Genomic DNA, 21,526 nt, shown 5'->3' with positions numbered 1-21,526 from the left:
TGTGACCAGCACTAAGGTGTGCGATGTTCAAGCACGCCGTGAAGTGCAGGTCCGTTCATACTTCACGACAACGGAGGAAAGACCATGACCGAGCACGCCTTTGCGCGTCAGATTCGTCCCGCACGCCCTCGCCTGCGCACTATCTTGGGTGCCACAGTGCTGGCGGCAGGTCTTTCTTGTGCCCCGGCGGTTCTACCGGCTGGTTCTGCATTTTTGAGCACGTCGGCGCAGGCTGCTGCCCCGATGCAGATTACGGGCACCACCGTGTACGATTCCACGAACTCTTTGGGTGATACCTCTACCCTGAAGTCTAAGATTTCGGCTCTGTCGAAGAAGCACAACGTGGATTTGCACGTGGTGGTCATCGATAAGTTTGAGAACCCGTCTACTTCTTCGAGCTGGACGAAGGCGCTTGCCACGAAGAACAATTGGGGTTCTGCCGATGTGGTGCTGGTGATTGCTACCGAGTCTCGCCAGGCGTATTTCTTGGCCGGTAGCACCAAGACCCTGTCGAGCGATCAGCAGACGAAGGTGTACCAGAACTACATTAAGCCGAAGCTGCAGAACAGCGACTATTCGGGTGCGGCGCTGGCTGCGGTTGAGGGTATCGAGGCTCAGAAGGGCGGTAGCTCTTCTGGCGTGGTGACCGGCGTGCTCGGTGTGGGTGCGGCGGCGACCGTGGGTGCTGGTGGTTACGCGATGTACCGCCGCCGTAAGAAGAAGAACGCTCAGCAGCAGCCTCAGCGTTCCTACGGTGCGCCTCGTAACTACTCCCCCATCCCGGAGGTTCCGCTGGAGGAGCTGCGCACTCGCGCCGGTAGCGCCCTGCTTCAGGCTGATACGACGATGAGCCACGCGAAGCAGGAACTGGATTTTGCGCGTGCACAGTACAGCGACCAGCAGGTGGCTGAGTTCGCTCAGGAGATTGCGCGCGCTGAGGATTTGATGCGTAAGTCCTTCCAGCGTCAGCAGCTTCTAACCGATAGCATCCCGGATACCGAGGCTGAGCAGCGTGCCTGGTTGACTGAGATTATTGATAACTCTCAGGAAGTCACCCGTATTGCTCAGGAGCAGGACGCTAAGCTGGCTCAGCTGCGCAACCTGGAACAGGAGGCACCTCAAGCTATTGAGGCACTGGCTCAGCGTCTGCCGCAGCTGCGCGCCTCGGTGGAAGAGATTGCCGCCCAGTACCGCGCGTTGAAGGAACGTTACCTGCCCAGCGCTCTGGAGCCCATTTCCAAGACTCCTACCCTGTTGGAGTCGAACATGGTGCTGTGCGCCGCTGAGGTTGAGAAGGCTCAGGCAACCGTTGCTACGGCACGTTCGGAGGCGGTCGCTCACCTGCGTACCGCTGAGGAAGCTGCCTCGCAGATTCAGGCGCTGGGTGCGGCTGTGCATACCCGTTCGCAGGAGCTGGAGCAGGCTCAGCTGGGTCTGAGCACCGATCTGCTGAGCATTCAGCGTGATGTGGCTGAGGCGAAGAGCCTCGCGGCTTCTCAGCGTCGCGATGATTTGGGTGCGGTCGCCGCCGGTATGGAGGCGGTGCTCAACCAGGTCACCCAGAGTGCTTCGGCTCGCCCGAATGACCCGCTGACTCTGGCGAACCAGCTGCGTCAGCTCTCCGCTGAGCTGGATAAGGCAATGACGAATATGCGTGCTACCCGCGAGCGTTCTCGTGCGGCTTCGCAGAACCTGGATCGTACGATGCGTTCTGCCTACGCCGCGGTGAACGGTGCGCGTAGCTACATCAATAACCGCCGCGCTGCGGTGGGCCCGATGACCCTGACCGCTGTTTCTGAGGCGGAGCGTCACCTGGGTCAGGCTCAGCGCCTGGCTTCTTCGGATCCACTGAACGCCATGAAGGAAGCCAATATGGCTATCCAGAAGGCGACCGACGCGCAGAACCGCGCTCAGAGCGAGGTCGGCAACTACTACAACAACCAGAACGACCGCGGCGGCGGTAGCTTCGGCGGTGACCTGGCGAAGGGTCTGCTGCTGGGCGCTCTGATGACCGCGATGAACTCCGGCACCAGTAGCTGGGGTAGCAGCGGCGGCCACAGCAGTGGCGGTAGTAGCGGCGGCAGCTGGGGCGGCGGCTTCAGCGGAGGCGGCGATTGGGGTAGCGGCGGCGGTGACGGCGGCAGCTTCTAACCGCCTCCACACTGGCTGTCCTGCCGGTGCTGGCGATCCTGCCGGTCGGTTTCTGCAGGTATTTCTACAGTCTGACCGGCGGGGCACGTAGCTTACCTCACCGGTTTTTCCCCAGTCGGAAAACACCCGAGGCAATTTACCAAAAGTTTAAGTAACAGAAATCAGGCGTGCATCATTTTCACAGCATGCACCCAGAAATCTGCCACATAATTAGTTATACGGGCACGGCTCACGAGGAGCGTAGTGCTCCCCCGCAGCCCGTGAACAGAAAGTAGGAGATTATGGCTAAGCAGACCATCTTCGGCCGTATTGCACAGCTCACTAAGGCAAACATCAACGCCCTGATTGATGCAGCTGAGGACCCGGAGAAGATGCTGGACCAGATGGTTCGTGACTACACCAACAACATCCGCGAGGCGGAGGCTGCAGTAGCACAGACCATCGGCAACCTGCGTCTGCTCGAGAAGGACCACGCAGAGGACGTCAAGGCCGCTCAGGAATGGGGCACCAAGGCTCTGGCAGCTTCTAACAAGGCTGATGAATTCCGCGCAGCTGGCGACGTTGCCAACGCTGACAAGTTCGACAACCTCGCTAAGATCGCTCTGAACAAGCAGCTGCTGGCTGAGAAGGCTGCACAGGCTGTTGAGCCTCAGCTGGCTTCCCAGACTCAGGTTGTCAACCAGCTCAAGGACGGCCTGGAGAAGATGCGCTCCAAGCTTGAAGAGGTCAAGTACAAGCGTGATGAGCTGACCGCGCGTCAGAAGACTGCAGCAGCTCAGACCCAGGTGAACGACGCTCTGAAGGCGTTCGACGTTCTGGACCCGACCAGCGAGATGAGCCGCTTCGAAGAGAAGGTTCGCCGCGAAGAGGCACGCGTCATCGGTCAGCAGGAGCTGGCAGCTTCCTCCCTGGACGCTCAGTTCAACACCCTGGACCAGATGGAGCGCGAGACCGAGCTGGACGCTCGTCTGGCTGCTCTGAAGGCAAAGAACGCTCCGGCTGCTCCGGCTCCCCTGGCTGTGGAAGCTCCCACCCAGACCCTCTAAGCCCGGTCTAGTGCCTAGCTTCTTGAGCTAAACCTCAAAAGATCCGCCCCGTTCCTGAACTTTAGGAACGGGGCGGATCTTTATGCGTTAGGGGATGCGAGCCTTAGTTCGCGTAGATGTACAGGTAACCTGCCATCGCGGAGCGGGTGACCGCAGCATTGGAGGTGGAACCGGTACCAATACCGTTGGAGGCAGCCCACGCCAGAGCCTGGGACGCGTAGCCGCCCTGAGCCTGTGCCGGGGAGCCAGCTGCACGGTACATGAACTCAGCCATGGTGGACTCGGTGACGGCCTCCAGGGGGCGGAAGTCGCTACCGCTGATGCCCTGCTGGCTCAGCCAGAAAATCTCCTTGTACGCGGGGTGGTTGACCGGAACGTCGCTGAACGGCGAAACAGCCGGTGCGTTCACTGCGGGGCGACCAGCCACGCGGTACAGGTAGGTTGCCAGCTGCGCGCGGTTGACCGAAGCGTTCGGGCGGAAAGTACCGTCCGCGAAGCCGAGCATGATGCGCTTATCAGAGTTCCAGCTAATCTCGTTGTAGTTCGGGTCCGAGTCGGACAGGTCGCGGTAGCCCAGCGCGGGGGTCTTACCGGCGAAGTCCAGGGAGGACGCCAGGATGTGCGGCAGGTCGTAGTCGTGGTGGCTGAAGCCGTCAATCAGCTTCACGCGGGCGTCGGAGAAGCCTGCGCCCAGGTATGCGTTGTAGCCGGACTCAACTGCGCCTCGTGCGCTCCAGGTGACGGGGTTGGTGTTACCGGAGGTGTCATTCGCGCCGACCCACCAGTACATAGGCAAGCCCTTAGTGGTTGCGTCAGCGTCCACGGAGCCGTCCGAATCGCCGCCCGCGACCATGATGGAGCCACCACCGTTACGCCAAGCGGTGTTGTGGTCAGTCAGCTCGTAGGTGATGAACTCAGCGCCACCGGAGTAGCCCATGGTCCACACCTGGGAAGCGTCCAGGTTGTTCTGGCTGATGAAGGACTTCGCGAAGGAGCGGAAGAACTCACCGTTGGTGTTCATGTCTTCCCACCAGGTGATGCCGTCGCCGGATGCGTTGGTGTCCGGGGAGATGATCGGCACAAAGACCATGTTGCGGGCGTTAGCGATCTTGCCCATTGCCGCGAGCATACCCTCGTCGGGGGTGTAGACCTTGGACTCGTTACGCTGCCAGTAGTCGCCGTCGAAGTAGAAGACAACGCCAACAGGCTTGGAGTAGTCCAGGTTGTTCGCGTATACGTGGTACTGGGAGGTGGTGCCCGCCGGGGAGGTGTAGCTCTGGTAGGTTGCGGAGCTCATGGTGCGGGCGCGAGGAGCGTTGTTCTGCTTCTGCTCAGACTTCTGTTCGGTCTTCTGCTCTGCCTTCTGCTCGGCCTTGGGAGCGGCGGTTGCCTTACCCTTGGTGAGCGAGCTGCTCAGAATCTCGGAGAAGTTGTAGTCGAAGTGGCCCGAGCCGTTCAGAACGGTCGCGGAAGCGTTGGTGTAGCCAGCGTTGCGGTAGGCGTTGTAGCCGCCCTCAACGGCGCCTCGTGCGCTCCAGGTCTGCGGGTAGGTCTCACCGGTGCCGTCGTTCGAGTTTGCGTACCAGAACATGGGCTGGGACTTCAGCGCAGCCGAGGGGGTGCCCTCGTCCAGGCCACCGCCAGCGACCATGATGGAGCCGCCGCCGTTGCGCCAGGTCTGGGGCTTGGTGTTCAGCTCGTAGGTGATGAACTCAGCGCCACCGGAGTAGCCCATGGTCCACACGTTGGAGGAGTCCACGCCGTTAGCCGCGATGAAGGAAGACGCGAAGGAGCGGAAGAACTCGCCGTTACGCTCCATGTCTTCCCACCAGGTCACGCCAGCATCGTAACGGTTGGCGTCCGGAGAGATGACGGGCACGAACAGCATGTTCTGTGCCGCTGCGGAGGCAGCCATCTGAGCCAGCTCACCGGAGGGGTCGTAGACCTTGGACTGGTCGTTGCGCCAGTAGTCGCCGTCGAAGTAGAAGACCACGCCAACGGGCTTGGAGAAGTCCACGCCCTCAGCGTAGACGTGGTACTGCGAGGTGGTACCAGCCGGGGAGGTGTAGGACAGGAAAGTCTGGTTGGTGCGGGTTGCTGCCACACCGGATGCCGCCTGAGTAGCCTGTGCGATCTGCGCGGGCTGCGCGGCAGGGGTTGCAGCGCTCTGGGTAGCTGCGGGGGTCTGTGCAACCTGTGCCAGTGTGGGCTGAGCGGAAGGCTGAGCCGCCTGTGCGGACTGGAAGGTAGCCGAGGGGGTTGTCTGCTGAGTTGCCTGGGCAGTGTAGGTCTTCTGGATGGGCTGAACCGCGGTCGTTGCGGGAGCCTGCTGAGTCTGCTTTGACTGTTCTGCCTGCTGGCGGATCTGCACAGCAACCTGCGAGAGGGTGGGCTGCACAGTGGAGGTGAACAGGGACTTGGGGGCCTGGGTAGCTGCGCCGGGGATGTCCTGAACGACGGGTGCGAAAGCCGAAGCGGGTGCTACCAGGGTGCTACCGAGCACGGAGGGTACAGCGATGACTGCGAGAGAGCCAGCCTTAACAGTGCGGGGGCGAAGTGCCATGGGTTGTCCTCGTTGTTGGTGTTTCGTGGGGCGCGAACGCCCGAGAGTGGTTGAGTGATAGGTGGTCTATAGGTGAGAAGCCTATAGGCGGTCGGCCTGCGAATGTGATGCCGCATGGAGCAAGTCCAGTAACCGTCCCGTGTGTGTTGCGGGGACGTCCTCATGTGATGGAGGGCTGCAGTATTCATTTCGGAGAGCTACGCGGCGGACCGCGGTGACCACGTACTCAAAGCTACCAGGTCAAAAAGCCTTTTCCAGCGGTTTTTTGGGGCTATTTTTGAGTATCGAACAAGATTCAATCTTAACAAGAGCTTTTTCTCAACTTCTAGTTGAACTTTAGTCACCTTCAAGCAGAGGTTGAATGTACTGTTTTTCCTTGATTTTCCGGGGTTTTTGAGCGTTTTTTGAAAGGGTTTCAAAAAACTCTACAATTAACTTGAATGTTTGGTATGTGATTACAATCACTTTCGGGGTGAATTGTTGCACTCGAAGCCCAATTTTTGCCAAAAACCGCGGAATTCCGGGGCAAAACGGGTGATTTCCAAGCCCGGAATATAGGCACCTTTCGCATATTCCACTTTGAGAATGCACTTTGAGGCAAAAACAGCCCCCTCGCCACTCCCCCACCCAGGCATCCTATCGGACCCCTCATCACGCTCTTGAGACCCGCCCCAGAGCCCCCTTCAGGACCCCTTTCAGATCCCCTTTCAAGGAGCTCAAAAGCAGCGTCTCAAGAAGGCGTAACCACCCTCCAGCAACCGCTCGGAAGTGACTCCACCACCCCCATGGGCACACCCGCTTGAAGCCCCGATAGACGGACTGAGGAATACCTCGAAAGACGCATCGGGAGACGTTCCGAAACCAGTCCAGGGTACTTTCACGACGGTTCTATGAAATTCCGTGAGGAGGTTTCAAGAGGGGTTTCGAGAGGCCGAAAGATCCACCTCAAGCACCCCGGAAGGGGCAGCAGGCTGCCCCCCCCATCAGTCTCCCCGAAGCACCGCCCCGACAAGGTTCAGAAGACCCCCTCCGCAGATTACAGAAGGCAGGAGATACGGAGAGGCAGGAGATATAAAGAAAGCCGCCCAGCAGGCGGCAGAAAGGTAGCACAAGAAGAAGAAAAGTAGGCGGCAAATGAAGACAGGTCGCCGACAGGAAAGGTGCAGGAAGGTGGCGAAAGAAGGCAGACCGGCGGTCGGAAGGTGACGGGAGGACAGCAGAAGGAGACAGGTCGGCGGGAGTACGGGTTTTAGGGAATAAAAAAACTCCCGATAGCTAAGCTATCGGGAGTTATCCGTTGCGGGGACAGGATTTGAACCTGCGACCTCACCGATCTTGTTTGCTGTCGTTCCCACGACTTGGATTTTAAAAGGCGCCACCTTTGGCTCCTATATATTTTCTACCGGGTTTCTGTTGGCTGCGATAAGTTCGGGGTTTTTACTAACGTCGGTGAAACGTGCATAGCTATACTTCACTTGGAAAAGCGTATGTGAGGATAGCTGCACTTCCAACGGATAGGTTTCCAAGTGACGGCAAAGCGAAGTCAGCGTTTGCTAAACTGTTCTATCGAATCCCAGTTTGAGATCGGTCCTTGCAAGTTCCACACCTTCGTTTTATTCCGCTATCACGAAGGCTATTTCCGGCTCTTCCGAGTTGAGTGTGGGTGACCAGGTATTGGTCGGGGGTTGTGGGTAGAGGTCGAGGTCCTTGATGATGAGCGGACTTCTACCACCGCGATCTTCAAAGGACCTCCTGTTGACTTCTTACCGTGACGGATCATGGGGCAGCCACACACAGAGCACGATGCAGTATTCACAGGAACGAGGCAAACACGACCAACTGAAAGAGTGACTTTCCCGCACCAGAAAGCCGAAAAGTCACCCAACCAGCAACACGTAGTGTCCTATAACCCAGAAAGAAAGCTCTCCCTGGAAGCCACTGAGGCTTCCAGGGAGAGCAGTCAGAGAGTGCGAAAGACGAATACACCGCTATCAAGCGTGAGGCGGCCGATGGGGGAGTCGTAGGTGGCGAGCGCCGGATCAGAATTGCTCGGGGTGATCGCGGTAGGCATACGCCCACACTGTCACGGCGACAGTCACAGCGCGAGTCCACGCGTCACGGACAGCGTCCAGTTCTGCGCCCTCGAAGCCCTCCGCCAGGAGACGGTGCCCGACCTCCACAGTCGGCGCGATGAAGGCGAGCACGTAGCGCAGAGGCACGAATGGCGTCGAGTCCGCCCCATCCGCCGCGTTCTTCGCCGCGGTCATGTGTCGAGCTCCGATCAGGTACTGGTAGTCCAACCACGCCTGATCCCGCTCGCGCGTGCACATGTCGATGATCCACTGGGCGAATCGGGGCTTTGACGCCTGCGCGTACTCGGGGTTCGGCTGTCCATCCGGATGCGCGGAATGTGCTGCCAGGTAGGTCTTTTGAGCCAAAATCCCGCGCCACGTGTCGACCATTTCCATGGCATGCGGCGCCAGGATGGGTTCTGCTCGCGCGAGCAGCTCTGCGTCACCGGGCTGGACGTGCGCGGCGCCCTCAATCTGGCGTAGATCCTCGAGTGTGAGCGGAGACGTGGGGACGGCATCGGTGCCGTAGGTGTACCCCGACGAGTGGTCGTAGGCGGTCATGCGAACCTCCTTGAAGCTATGCGTCAATTGTAGAACGTGCTCTTGCTCAGGTCAAGTCCTGTGGAGTGGTGTAATCGTTTTGTGTCCTTCGGGTTGGGTTATGCGCTGAGTTGGAGTGGGGTGTCCTCCTGCCCGGTGGGTTGTGGTGTGAGTCGTGATCTGGTGAGGATGTCGAGGCTGAGGTAGCGTCGGCCTTCGGCCCATTCGTCGTTTTATTCGGCGAGGACGGCTCCGACTAGGCGGATGATTGCTTGTCGGTTGGGGAAGATTCCCACGGTGTCGGTGCGGCGGCGGATTTCGCGGTTGAGGCGTTCATTGGGGTTGTTGGACCAGATCTGGGTCCACACCCCGGTGGGGAAGGACGCGAACGCGAGGACGTCTGCCCTGGCTTGATCGAGGTGATCACACACGGCGGGGAGCTTGTCGTGGACGTAGTCCAAGAGCCGGTCGTATTGAGCGTTGACCGATGCCGCGTCGGGCTGGTCATACACCGAGTGCAGCATCGCTTTGACAGCGGGCCATAGTGCTTTGGGGGTGACGGACATGAGATTAGCGGCGTAGTGGGTACGGCATCGTTGCCAGGTGGCTCCGGGTAGGTTGGCGGCGATGGCCTCAACCAGGCCCAGATGGGCATCACTGGTGACCAGGCGCACGCCGGTCAGGCCTCGGGCGACCAGGTCGGCGAAGAACTCCTTCCAGGCTGGAGCGGTCTCGCTGGTGGACACGCGCACCCCCAGCACTTCGCGGTGTCCGTCATTGTTGACTCCGGTGGCAACCAGAACCGCGCACGAGACGACGCGTCCTCCTTCGCGTACTTTCATGGTCAGTGCGTCAGCGGCAACGAAGGTGAAAGGCCCGGCATCGTGGAGGGGCCGGTTGCGGAACTGATCCACGTGCTCGTCCAGGTCGGCTGCCATGCGTGAGACCTGGGACTTGGACAGTCCTGTGATCCCCAGGGTTTTGACGAGCTTGTCCATACGGCGTGTAGACACTCCTGCTAGGTAGCAGTCAGCGACCACTGTGATCAAGGCGCTTTCGGAGCGTTTGCGGCGTTGAAGCAACCACTCTGGACCACTCTGGAAAGTAGGTACCTGAGCGCAGCTTGGGGATCGCCACGTCAATGGTGCCGACCCTGGTGTCCAAGGGCCGGTGGCGATACCCAGGGTTAAGGGTCAAAATGTGTGTCCGGAATCGCGGATTTTCACGGATTGACCTGTAGGTTTCCGGAAAGTATATGCTCCGGAAGCATATATCTAGCCCCCGACGGGAAATCCTCGGTGTGGCAGCCGTGATGTGCTATGCGCGGCGTGGTGTGGTGTCGCAATGTCGAAGAACCAACCACGCTGCCACTGCGGCGGTGAAATGAAACGCAACGGCACCACCAGCAAAGGCACCACCAGATGGCGCTGCAAACAATGCGGCGCCTCCAGCGTCAAACGTCGAAACGACATCACCAACGCGGCAGTGTTCACCCAGTTCATCGAGCATTGCACCACCGCAATATCACTCGACGACCTAGCCAAACGAAACGGTGTTAGCCGCGCCACCATGAAGCGGCGCTTCAAGTGGTGCTGGCTCGTTGATGTGCCTGACCCCACCGCCGGCCACCACAAGCGGATCTACGACCGGTCAAGTACTGTGGAGTGGTGTAATCGTTTTGTGTCCTTCGGGTTGGGTTATGCGCTGAGTTGGAGTGGGGTGTCCTCCTGCCCGGTGGGTTGTGGTGTGAGTCGTGATCTGGTGAGGATGTCGAGGCTGAGGTAGCGTCGGCCTTCGGCCCATTCGTCGTTTTATTCGGCGAGGACGGCTCCGACTAGGCGGATGATTGCTTGTCGGTTGGGGAAGATTCCCACGGTGTCGGTGCGGCGGCGGATTTCGCGGTTGAGGCGTTCATTGGGGTTGTTGGACCAGATCTGGGTCCACACCCCGGTGGGGAAGGACGCGAACGCGAGGACGTCTGCCCTGGCTTGATCGAGGTGATCACACACGGCGGGGAGCTTGTCGTGGACGTAGTCCAAGAGCCGGTCGTATTGAGCGTTGACCGATGCCGCGTCGGGCTGGTCATACACCGAGTGCAGCATCGCTTTGACAGCGGGCCATAGTGCTTTGGGGGTGACGGACATGAGATTAGCGGCGTAGTGGGTACGGCATCGTTGCCAGGTGGCTCCGGGTAGGTTGGCGGCGATGGCCTCAACCAGGCCCAGATGGGCATCACTGGTGACCAGGCGCACGCCGGTCAGGCCTCGGGCGACCAGGTCGGCGAAGAACTCCTTCCAGGCTGGAGCGGTCTCGCTGGTGGACACGCGCACCCCCAGCACTTCGCGGTGTCCGTCATTGTTGACTCCGGTGGCAACCAGAACCGCGCACGAGACGACGCGTCCTCCTTCGCGTACTTTCATGGTCAGTGCGTCAGCGGCAACGAAGGTGAAAGGCCCGGCATCGTGGAGGGGCCGGTTGCGGAACTGATCCACGTGCTCGTCCAGGTCGGCTGCCATGCGTGAGACCTGGGACTTGGACAGTCCTGTGATCCCCAGGGTTTTGACGAGCTTGTCCATACGGCGTGTAGACACTCCTGCTAGGTAGCAGTCAGCGACCACTGTGATCAAGGCGCTTTCGGAGCGTTTGCGGCGTTGAAGCAACCACTCTGGACCACTCTGGAAAGTAGGTACCTGAGCGCAGCTTGGGGATCGCCACGTCAATGGTGCCGACCCTGGTGTCCAAGGGCCGGTAGCGATACCCGTTGCGCCTGGTGTGACGCTGCGGATCTTGTTGACCCCACTGGGCCCCGCACACCGCATCAGCGTCCGCTGATAGCAACGCGTTAATGACGTGCTGGAGCAAGGAACGCATCAAATCTGGGGATGCCTGGGACAACGCCTCGCCAAGCATGCCAGCAGGGTCGATAATATGAGGAGCGGTCATCGTTGTGCCTCCAAATCATTTCGAGTCAGAAGTAGAAGAGCTTTCTCGAAGGATCACACGGTGACCGCACCCATCACAAGCAACGGGCCGATCACCACACGGTTACACCACTATGCGGGACGCTACTCTTTCACGCTTAGTTACCGCCTGTTTGAGGCTAAGCGGTATATCGAAAACGTTGGTATATCAGTCAAAACATGGTGTGTTGCCGCCTCTACCGCCTAATTTCTAAAAAGTGTACACGCGAGTGTTCATCTTCCTACATATGCGTGTGTATATATAAAAGTTTTCGGTTTTAGGCGGTGAAGGCGGTAAAGGGTTGGGATTCGGTTGAGATACGAGGGAAAATGCTATACCGCTTTTGCATTTTCAGGCGGTAAACAGCCGGTATCAACGCCGATTAGGCGGTGAAAATCCTCCTCTGCAACCTCCCTCCCACGAGATCATGCACGAGCGAAGATAGTCATACGCCCCGAAGGGGCGTTGGATGATAGTCCTCGATGTTGGGTGATAGTCCCCCCTCCCCCCACCTCGACGACGGGCCTGAGTTTGGCTGAAAGGTAGGGAATAACATAGGGATTCGGTCTCGTCAGGGCAAAACAAAACCCGGTATCTCAGCGACTTTTCGTTGAGATACCGGGTTTTTCTGGTTGCGGGGACAGGATTTGAACCTGCGACCTCCGGGTTATGAGCCCGGCGAGCTACCGAACTGCTCCACCCCGCGGCGACTCATACAACTATACAGACCCCAAACCGGGCATGCAAGCCAAAAACGCGATTTGTAACCAAGCACACAAAAATAGGGGCTGTTGGGTAGAAAGCAGTTGGGTAGGAATAGGGGCTACGGGGCAGTGCCAGGGGTAGAACATACAGGAACGGGGTGGAAGTGAATCACTTCCACCCCGTTCCCGCAGAGATGTTCCCGCAGAGACCGCTAGAGCTAGTCGGTAGGAGCCGTATCCAGTGCAGGCCCCGGATCTAGAGCGAGGACGCTAGACCCATGAGCATCCGGTATGGGCTACTCCCCCGCTGTCTCTTAGGCTTAGCCTCTTAGTCTTAGCGAGAAGCCGAGGCGCTGGCGCTGGGCTTCGCGCTTGCGGGGGCGCTTGCAGAAGCCGCGGCACTGGGAGCTGCAGAGGCGCTCGGAGCCGCAGAGGCACTGGGCGCTGCCGAAGCCTTAGCGGAAGCCGCGCTCTGCGCCTCCTCAGCCTCCAGAGCCTTCTTCACGGCTGCTTCCAGACGCTTCTGAGCCTCACCGTAGGCAGCCCAGTCGCCCTTCTTCATTGCCGCATCAGCATCGGTCATCGCCTTCGAGGCATCCGTCAGAGCCTGCTTCAGCTCCGAAGACTGCGAAGCCGACGAACCGCCGGTCGAAGCCCCCGAAGAACCAGAAGAACCAGAGGAGCCAGAGGCAGAAGCCGAGGGGCTAGCCGCCGAACCGTCCAGCTTCGCACCCGAAGAGCCACCGAACACCTGGTTCAGCGCTTCCTCCAGAGTCGGAGCGAAACCGACCTTATCGCCGAAGCTCACCAGCACACGCTGCAGACGCGGGTACTTAGCGTCACCGCTCGACTGCACGTACACCGGCTGAACGTACAGCATGCCGCCGCCCACCGGCAGAGTCAGCATATTGCCGTTAATAACCTCAGACGAACCGCGGCGCAGCAGGTTCAGCTGGTTCGACACCTCAGCGTCAGAGTTGAAAATATTCTGAGCCTGACCCGGGCCGGGAACCACCGAAGAACGCGGCAACTCCAGCAGACGCAGCTTGCCGTAATCGGGGCTACGCTCGCCGTCCTTACCGGTACCGGCATCACCATTAGCGGCAAGGAAGCCGTACATCACGTTACGAGAGTTCGAATCGCTCTGCTGAGGAATGAACGTGGTCGTCAACGAGAAGTGCGCACGCGAATCACCGGGCATCTGCAGGGACAGGTAGTAGGGCGAAATCGGCTGGTTACGATCATTGGTCGGGTCATTCGGAATCGACCAGACATCGTCACCGGCGTAGAAGCTATTCGCGTTCGTCACGTGGTACTTATTCAGCATGGTGCGCTGAACATTGAACATGTCAGTCGGGTAACGCACGTGGCTCATCAGCGAAGCGTTCATCTCACGGTAGCTCTTCACCGTGCCAGGGAAAACGCCCTGCCACGCCTTCAGCACCGGGTCCTCCTCATCCCACGCGTACAGGGTTACCGAACCGTCATACGCGTCCACGGTAGCCTTCACCGAGTTACGGATGTAGTTCACCGAGTTAGAACGCTGAGCACCCGCAGCGGTCGCCGCATCCTGGGAGCTACCCTGCGCGTAAGGGAACTGATCGCTCGTAGTGTAAGCATCCACAATCCACTGCACGCGGTTATTCACAATCGCCGGGTACGGCTTAGAATCCACGCTCAGGTACGGTGCCACCTTACGCACACGATCCAGCGGGTTGCGTTCGTACAGAATCTGCGAACCCTCACGCACCGCATCCGAAAGCAGAATGTCAGAGGACTGGAACTTAATCGCGTAAGACAGACGAGCCAGCAGCGAATCAACGCGAGGACCACCGTAACCGGCGAAAGTGTACTTCGCATCGGAGGCGTTGGTTTCCTCAGCAGAGAGCGGACGGTCCAGCTCCAGGGTGTCGCCCTTACCGCCCACAATCGAATACTCCGGCGAGCTCATGCCAAAGTAAATACGCGGCTCATAATCCTCGCTCAGGGTACCGGTCGCCTTAATGCCGGACTGCAAGAACTTCGGGTTACCCGCAGAATCCACCTGGTTACCGTACGCGGCAATCACACCGTAACCGTGGGTGTACACCACGTGGCGGTTATACCAAGAATCGCCGCTCGTCTGCGCCGGGTTCAGCTCACGAGCCGCCAACACAGTATCCTGCGTGGTATTACCCACCGCATAGCGGTCCACCGCCAGCTGCGAATCAAAACGGTAGTACGGACGGAACTGCTGCATCTGCGCAAACGCCGAAGACACAACATTCGGATCCAACAGACGAATATTCGCAATGGTCGCGCTCGAAGAGCTCAACGCACCGGCACGAGTATCAATCGTCGCGTCATACGGGGTGGTTTCAATCTTGTCCAGACCGTACGCGTAACGGGTCGCATCAATATTGCGCTGAATGAACTTTGCCTGAGCACCCTGCTCATTCGGAACCACCTGGAAACGCTGAACAATCCACGGGTACAGGCCGCCTGCAACCAGAGCAACAACCACCAGCATCGCGGTGCTAATCAGCGGCAGACGCCAACGATTCATCGAAGCCGCGACCACGAACATAACAGCCACCAGCAGAGCAGAAATCGCCAAAATAGCGTTCACCGGAATCGACGAGTTCACGTCCGTGTACATGGCACCAGCCCAGCGACCCACCTGCTGCTGAGTCGACGAATAACGATCCAGCCAGAAGCTCACCGCACGAGTCAGCAAGAACGCAGCCGCCACAATCGCAGCGTGACGACGGAACGCCACGGTAGTGCTCACACCGCCCGGCTGCACCTTAATACCGCCGTAGAAGTAGTGCATGAACACGCCCGCGAGCGCCGACAGCACCACAGCGGAGGTCAGCAGAGTCACCACCATGCGGAAGAACGGCAACGCAAACAGGAAGAACCCGTAATCCAGACCGAACTCCGGGTCAGTCTTACCGAAGGACTGCTGGTTGAAGAACAGTGCGACGGTACTCCACTGAGTCATCGTCGCCGAAGCAATGAACAGACCCAACAGCAGCGGAACCGCAACCAGCAGAACCTTACGCGCCTTATCCACGCTCTCGTGGTAGCGGCGCATGCTCTCCTCAGCACGCTGCTGACCAAACACGTCACGCAGCATCTGCTCGGCAGCATCCGTGCCGCTCGTCGGCACGCTCTGGTCCGGCTTCGGCGCTTCCTGCGGCTTCTTCTCGGACGCCGGCGCCACATCAGCATGACGGACCGCATAGGACATCGAAGCCCACAGCGGCACGGCAATCACCACGGCAGCCACCACAAATACGGCCGCCTTCAACAAAATCTGGGTAGTGAACACGGTGCTATAACCCAGCTGATCAAACCACAGCCAGTCCGTGTACACCTGGGACGCACCCACAAAAGCAGCAATGAGCACCGCCACCACAGCAATCGTCACCCTCAGGGGGCTACGGCGCTTAGGCGTTGACTTCTTCGGCTTGGGATGCGCGGTGCTATTGGTCGACTCAGACACAATTCCTCGCTCATCATACGTTCAGAGAAAATAACTGTCTTTAAGTATCTCAGAGGTACAGCAGAAGGGCAGAACCTCGTAGAAGCTCGGGGCGAAATATGACCCCGGGTTGAGAGGTTGTGGGGTGCGAAATAATGAGGTGAGGGGGCTGGTGAGGACAGAGAAGAGGATGCAGAACAGCCCCGGTACCTTAAGGTACCGGGGCTGACTTCTACGTTATACGGGGTAGAACCTCGCGGAGAGAAACGTTACGTTAGGAACCGCAACGGGGCAGGGAATCATCCGGGGTGCCGGATTTAATCGCCTCCACCGTCTTCACTGCCTCGTCCAGGGTCGACACCGGCACAACCACCATCGTGCCGCGCACCTGACCGGCGTGATAGTAGTTGAACAGGTCGGGGTCCTGCGCCTGCATCTTCACAATCGAATCGCAGTTCTCCTTAGGCGCCAAGAAATAACGCGCACCATAACGACCCGTCGCCAAAATCTTGTACTTAATACCACCAATTGCGCCAACCTTACCGTCAGCATCAATCGTGCCGGTACCCGAAATGTAGCTGCGGTACGGGTCGCCTCCGGCATCCTCATCGGCGAGCAGGGTACCCTCGCTCAGCTTATCGACCGTGCCCAGCGCCAGCATCAGACCCGCGCTCGGGCCGCCCACACCGTCCAGGTTGTACTGCACGTGCGCCGGCAGGTCATAGCTCTGCTTCAAACCCGCGCCCAGAATCCAGCGGCTATTGTCGCTGGAACGAACCGGGGTCAGTTTAAACGTCTGCTGCTTGCCGTCACGTTCCACGGTCACGTCAATCGGCGAACCGTTCGAAGCGTTCACAGCCTTCGGAACATCGGTGAGAGTCTCAATCTGCTTCTCCCCCACCTTCACGATGCGGTCGTCAGCCTTCAGCGCGCTCGCCGCCGGGGAACCCTCCACCGTGGAAAGCACCTGAACCTTCTCAGTCACCGCCATCTTCAGCTGGCGCATCGCCGCGACCTTCGCCTGAGTCTGCGAATCAGCCATCTGTGCACCGGTCGCCGCTGTCGCCTGCTCATGGCTCACGTGCGGGTACAGGGCATCGGTCGGCACCACGAGGCTGCGGTTACCGTCAAACGCCAACCAGCCGTAGAACGCCTCCGCGCCGGACAGCTCCGTGTACGGGCCACCCGAAACCGATACCGTGGTCATATTCATCTTGCCGAACGTCTTATAGCTGGGCGCGCCAGAAATCTCAATGACGTCCTTATCCTGGTAGGTTCCGAGCACGTCAAAGAGCGGGCCGGGGCCCTCCTTCACATAGGAGCTGGGCAGAACAAAAGCGCCAGCCAGCAGGGCGCACGTCGCCACAGCGCTAACCGAACGCAGGTTCACGCGGCGCGGCGCAAAACGCGGACGGCGTTTGGTCGCCTTCTCATTACTCTTCACGCTCGCGGAGGCGGCGTTCGGCTGCTGCTCAGCATCGGGGGTGGACTTAGTCATGGTTTCTACAGTACCGGATAAACCTGCTTTTCAACACGTGGGCGGGCACCGGGACCCCGCTAAAAATAGAGCCCCAGGAGGCGTTCACGCTCTGACCCGTACCTGACCCGCGCCGCGCTGTGTCAGCACCTGGCGGTGACGGCGGCACGAAAAAGCTCCCAAACCCCGACCCCGAAGACAAGCTTGTGTGCCCTCAGCTGATTAACCCGCCTCCACAGCAATGGCACGGGAAATTCTCAGCAAAAATCGGTAGGCTGGACAGCGAGCGGGCCAGCTGCGCCCACCCCCGGATTACGAAAGGCTTCTACATGTCTGAGAACCCCACCGGCGGCGCCTCCAACGAGCGCGACCCCCTCGAAGAATTCATTAAGAAGATGCAGGAACAGGGCTTCGACCCCTCCGCAGGGGCAACCGGCCAGGGCGGCAAGGGCGGCTCCTCCAACGCACAGAACCCCTTCGGCGCACAGAACCCCTTCAGCGCACTCTTCGGCGAAGGCGGTCAGAACCCCTTCGGCATCAGCATCGACCCCGAAGACCTGAAGAACATGGGCATGGGCTTCAATCCCGCCATGATGCAGAGCATGTTCGCGCAGGTGCAGGCAATGTTCTCCGGTGCGGGCGCATCCGACAGCCCCAGCGGCGTGAACTGGGATAACGTAAAGAACCAGACCCGCCAGATGCTCGCATCCATGGGTGAAGACCCCTCCGTACCCGAAAACCTCAAGCGTGCCGTAGAAGACGCGGCGAACCTCGCCGACCTCTGGCTGGACGCAGTGACCACCATCGAACGCCACAACCACCCGGTACAGGCGTGGTCCAAGGCGGAATGGGTTGAGCATTCCTTCGACTCCTGGCGCGAAATGGTCGAGCCGGTCGCAGCCGAAGTCACCCAGTCCATGGTCATGCCCGGCGCACCCGAAGACGTGCCCGAAGAGATCTCTCAGATCCTCAACAGCGGCTTCTTGAACAACATTGGTTCCGTGATTTTTGGTGCACAGATGGCGCAGGCGCTCGCACAGCTCGCCGGTGAGGTCTACTCCTCCACCGACGTGGGCTTCCCCCTCGCACCCGGTTCCTCCGCGCTGCTGCCCAACGGCTACCAGCAGCTCGCCGAGAGCATCGAGGTGCCCCCGCAGGAGGTTCTGCTCTACCTTGCCGTGCGTGAATCCGCGCTGATTCGCCTGCACAAGGCAAACCCCTGGTTGCGTGAAGACCTGGTTCAGCTCGTGGCGCGCTACGCCCGCGGCATTCGCGTGGACATGAACCGCATGCAGGACGCCGCATCCCAGGTGGATATGAGCAACCCCGACGCCGTACAGGAAGCATTTGAAGGCGGCATGTTCAGCCCCCAGCGCACCGAAGACCAGGAACTGGCGGTGCAGCGTCTGGAGGGTCTGCTCGCGCTCATCGAAGGTTGGGTATCCGTCGTCACCGAGGACGCGACCCGCAACCTACCCAAGGCACCGCAGCTGACCGAAATCATGGCGCGCCGCCGCATCGACGGCGGCCCCAGCGAGCAGGTCTTCGAGAACCTGGTCGGTCTGGAACTGCGCCCGCGCCTGGTGCGTGAGGCACAGCAGTTCTGGCGCTGGTACGAAAACGCCCACGGTATTGAGGCGCGCGACGGCCTCTGGGACACCCCGGAGACCCTGCCCACCCCCGCCGAGCTGGAAGACTTCACCGCATACGATGCGCGCATGAACGAAATCAGCCTGGACGACGTGGACTTCGACTCGGAGCTGCAGAAGCTGCTGGACGGCGGCTTCGGCGACGCGCCCGAAGAAAAGTAAAGCTGAGCGAAGTGAATAACTGATACCTCGAGCGGGGGTGGCTTGTAGATGTACAAGCCACCCCCGCTCGAGTGTTTTGGCTGGAGTGTTTTGGTTGATAGGTTTTCAGCGGTGCTTTAGTTGGCGCTGTTTTCGCCGCGCTCACCCTCAGCCCGCGAGCGCCCCAGCGCGTACCCCTCCAGGTAGGCTTGCGCCCGCAGCAGCTGCGGGTAGCGCGCCTCCAGAGTGCGGAACGCCGCCGAATGATTCGGCTGGATGAGGTGGCAGAGCTCGTGGTGAATCACCGAATCCAGCACGTACTCGGGTACGCCCTGCAGCTCCGAGGAGATGCGGATCTGCGTGTTCGCGTAGGTTGCCGAACCCCAGCGCTGACGCTGGTTGCTCACCCAGCGAATCGACAGCTTCTCCAGCCTGTCCGAGGCGACCAGCTCCGGCAGGTGCTTCTGCGCCAGGTGCAGGGCGCGGGAGCGCAGGTACTCGTCCGTGACCGTCAGCTGCGTGGCACGTTCACGGCGGGCGGCACGACGCTGAATGCGCGGCAGCAGGCGGGCAATATGCTCGTCAATCTCTTCGCTCGTGCTCGCGGCGGGAATGAGCAGGCGGTAGGCGGGGTTGCCGTGCGCATCCTCGCCGTCGCGCTGCATGCTGATGGTGCGGGTGCGGCGTGCCGAGCGGACCAGCTCAATCTGCGGGCGATCCTCGGTGGCGGGCAGAATTTCACGCTTAAAACGCTGAGCCATAGTCTCCTCTTCCCTTCGACGAACGGCGGGGCTGTGCGGCACGGGGCTGAGTCGAACGAGCCGGGCGAGCTGGGCTATACGACGAGCCGGCGCTCTCAGCCCTGCGGCGGCGCTTCGCCGGATCAATATCGTCTAGGAAACGCGAACGCTTCCGCTGACCGCGACCACCCACGGTGCGGGTCATCGTCCAGGTCAGCCACAGGTACTTGCGGGCGCGCGTAATGCCCACGTACAGCAGGCGGCGCTCCTCATCCACCTCATCCGGGGTGGTCGCAAAAGTAATCGGCATGAGGCCCTCGTTCAGGCCGCACAGGAACACGGCGTCCCACTCCAAGCCCTTAGCCGCGTGCAGGGAGGCGAGGGTTACACCATTGACCTGCGGGGCGTCATTGAATTCGCTGCGGTGGTTCAGGGTCGCCACCACCTCGTGCATGGTCAAAGGTAGCGGCTCGGGTACGCCCGGGCGCGGGTTCGCGCGGTGCTCCCGAAGTTGCTCCTGGCGGTTCTGCGCCATCATGTCCACCATGTGCACGAGGGCGGCAAGGGACTCCCACTTCTGGCGGGCAGCACCGCCAGTGAGCGGGCCTTCCTCCTTAAAACCCAGGCCACCAAGCACGTCACGGGTGTAGCGAGTGACGTCTTCGGTACCGTCCGTGGACTTCGCCGAACCACGCAGGGCAAGCATCGCCTGCTTGACCTCGGGACGCTCAAAGAAACGCTCCGCGCCACGCAGCTGGTACGGAATGTGGGCGGCAGCCAGAGCAGACTCAATCGCCGCCGACTGCGCGTTCGTGCGGAACAACACCGCAATCTCCGAAGGCGGCACGCCGTCCTTCTCCATCAGGTCGCGGATATCCTCGGCAATACCGGCGGCCTCCTGCTCGTCGTCCGCGTAGCCGAACCACTCCACATCCACGCCGGGACCGCGCTGAGACATCAGCTCCAGCGGCGGCGCCCACGAATGCGGGCTCGAATCCGGATGCGGACGACGCGCCGCCAACAGACGGTTCGCCAACTCCACCACCTGCGAGTGCGAGCGGTAGTCGCGGGTCAACTTCACCGTATGCGCGCCACGGTACCGGCGCGCAAAATCCAGCAGGTAACGGCTGGTCGCGCCGGTAAAAGAGTAAATCGTCTGGGAGGCATCGCCCACCACGCAAATATCGTCGCGGCCGCCCAGCCACACATCCAGCAGACGCTGCTGCAGCGGGGAGACGTCCTGGTACTCGTCCACCACAAAGTGGCGGTACTGGTTGCGGACGGTCGCGGCGAGCTTCTCGTCCTCCTCCAGCATGGCGATGGTCAGCAGCAGCACGTCCTCAAAGTCGATGAGGTTACGCTCGTCCTTGAGGTCCTCATACGCCTGGAAAATACGCTGCATATTCTGCGGGGTAATCGCCGAGGGCAGCTGCTTCTCGCTCAGACGCTGCATGATGGTGTCCGGGGTGAGCAGCTGAACCTTCGCCCACTCAATCAGCGACGCCAAATCACGTAGCAGGGAACGGTCCGTACTGATGCGCAGACGGTTCGCCGCCTCCGTAATCAGCGAGGCTTTGTTCTGCACGATGGACGGGAACGTACCGCCCACCACCTGCGGCCAGAAATACACCAGCTGACGCAGCGCCGCCGAGTGGAAAGTACGCGCCTGCACGCCGTGCGCACCCAGCTGGTGCAGGCGGGTGCGCATCTCCTCCGCAGCACGCAGGGTGAAGGTCAAGGCGAGCACACGCGGGCCCTGGTATCGACCAATCGCAATACCGTAGGCGATGCGGTGCGTAATCGCGCGGGTCTTACCGGTACCGGCACCCGCCAGCACGCGCATGGGCCCGTCCAGCTCCGTGGCGACCGCACGCTGATCCGGGTCAAGCCCGGCAAGAATATCGTCTGCGGAGATCATATGCTGAGGCTGCTGAGGTATGGCGGTCATAATGCTCCATCAGTAAGGCGGGCGGTACAGGCAGACGGCTTACGCTCGCGCGGGCATGCGGATATACG

The 21,526-nt window shown here is 60.3% G+C and carries 9 protein-coding genes, 1 tRNA gene and 3 pseudogenes; 4 read left to right on the top strand and 9 right to left on the bottom strand.

What is annotated here, in order from left to right; genetic code table 11:
- Window positions 1–84 precede the first annotated feature (84 nt).
- Both ACP3RB_RS02180 and ACP3RB_RS02175 read left to right on the top strand, forming a co-directional pair.
- Window positions 85–2,151: a TPM domain-containing protein gene (locus ACP3RB_RS02180; protein ID WP_311446717.1), complete on the top strand. Its 2,067-nt coding sequence runs from the start codon at window positions 85–87 to the stop codon at window positions 2,149–2,151.
- 281 nt (window positions 2,152–2,432) lie between these two features.
- On the top strand, window positions 2,433–3,197 hold the full coding sequence (locus tag ACP3RB_RS02175) for a PspA/IM30 family protein (RefSeq protein ID WP_049342210.1): 765 nt from the start codon (window positions 2,433–2,435) through the stop codon (window positions 3,195–3,197).
- Between the two features lie 103 nt (window positions 3,198–3,300).
- Here the strand turns inward: ACP3RB_RS02175 and ACP3RB_RS02170 are convergent, their stop codons facing one another.
- The 3 genes and pseudogenes from ACP3RB_RS02170 to ACP3RB_RS02160 all read right to left on the bottom strand — a co-directional run.
- Entirely contained in the window at window positions 3,301–5,760 is a 2,460-nt protein-coding gene (locus tag ACP3RB_RS02170) for an S-layer homology domain-containing protein (protein ID WP_426699307.1), read from the bottom strand.
- Window positions 5,761–7,799: 2,039 nt separating this feature from the next.
- The gene (locus tag ACP3RB_RS02165) at window positions 7,800–8,393 is read right to left on the bottom strand and encodes a protoglobin domain-containing protein (protein WP_426699306.1); all 594 of its coding nucleotides are present in this window, start codon (window positions 8,391–8,393) and stop codon (window positions 7,800–7,802) included.
- Window positions 8,394–8,491: 98 nt separating this feature from the next.
- A pseudogene (locus tag ACP3RB_RS02160) lies at window positions 8,492–9,566 on the bottom strand (IS256 family transposase); the annotation flags it as partial.
- 150 nt (window positions 9,567–9,716) lie between these two features.
- Here ACP3RB_RS02160 and ACP3RB_RS02155 point away from each other — a divergent pair.
- Window positions 9,717–10,022, top strand: a pseudogene (locus tag ACP3RB_RS02155) (transposase-like zinc-binding domain-containing protein); the annotation flags it as partial.
- Window positions 10,023–10,069: 47 nt separating this feature from the next.
- Here the strand turns inward: ACP3RB_RS02155 and ACP3RB_RS02150 are convergent.
- From ACP3RB_RS02150 to ACP3RB_RS02135, 4 genes and pseudogenes are all read right to left on the bottom strand, one after another.
- Window positions 10,070–11,315, bottom strand: a pseudogene (locus ACP3RB_RS02150) (IS256 family transposase).
- Between the two features lie 647 nt (window positions 11,316–11,962).
- A tRNA-Met gene (locus ACP3RB_RS02145) sits at window positions 11,963–12,039 on the bottom strand.
- A 332-nt stretch (window positions 12,040–12,371) separates the two neighbouring features.
- Window positions 12,372–15,524: a UPF0182 family protein gene (locus ACP3RB_RS02140; protein WP_426699305.1), complete on the bottom strand. Its 3,153-nt coding sequence runs from the start codon at window positions 15,522–15,524 to the stop codon at window positions 12,372–12,374.
- Window positions 15,525–15,777: 253 nt separating this feature from the next.
- A complete protein-coding gene (locus ACP3RB_RS02135; protein WP_314604408.1) occupies window positions 15,778–17,001 on the bottom strand; it encodes a YlbL family protein in 1,224 nt (407 codons plus the stop codon).
- A gap of 308 nt (window positions 17,002–17,309) precedes the next feature.
- Between ACP3RB_RS02135 and ACP3RB_RS02130 the strand changes: the two genes are divergently transcribed.
- Window positions 17,310–18,791, top strand: a complete 1,482-nt coding sequence (locus ACP3RB_RS02130; protein ID WP_426699304.1) for a zinc-dependent metalloprotease — start codon at window positions 17,310–17,312, stop codon at window positions 18,789–18,791.
- Between the two features lie 116 nt (window positions 18,792–18,907).
- On the opposite strand, the gene ACP3RB_RS02125 is transcribed toward ACP3RB_RS02130, so the two are convergent.
- Both ACP3RB_RS02125 and ACP3RB_RS02120 read right to left on the bottom strand, forming a co-directional pair.
- Window positions 18,908–19,531 (bottom strand): M48 family metallopeptidase, encoded by a 624-nt coding sequence (locus ACP3RB_RS02125; protein WP_426699303.1) that lies wholly within the window; start codon window positions 19,529–19,531, stop codon window positions 18,908–18,910.
- Window positions 19,515–21,458, bottom strand: a complete 1,944-nt coding sequence (locus ACP3RB_RS02120) for an ATP-dependent helicase (RefSeq protein WP_426699302.1) — start codon at window positions 21,456–21,458, stop codon at window positions 19,515–19,517. The genes ACP3RB_RS02125 and ACP3RB_RS02120 overlap by 17 nt, the downstream gene beginning before the upstream one ends.
- Window positions 21,459–21,526: the final 68 nt, after the last annotated feature.

This window comes from Rothia mucilaginosa (genome assembly GCF_049990865.1).
In the GTDB taxonomy this organism is placed as follows: Bacteria; Actinomycetota; Actinomycetes; order Actinomycetales; family Micrococcaceae; genus Rothia; species Rothia mucilaginosa_I.
This window is presented reverse-complemented; position numbering and strand designations above follow the sequence as displayed.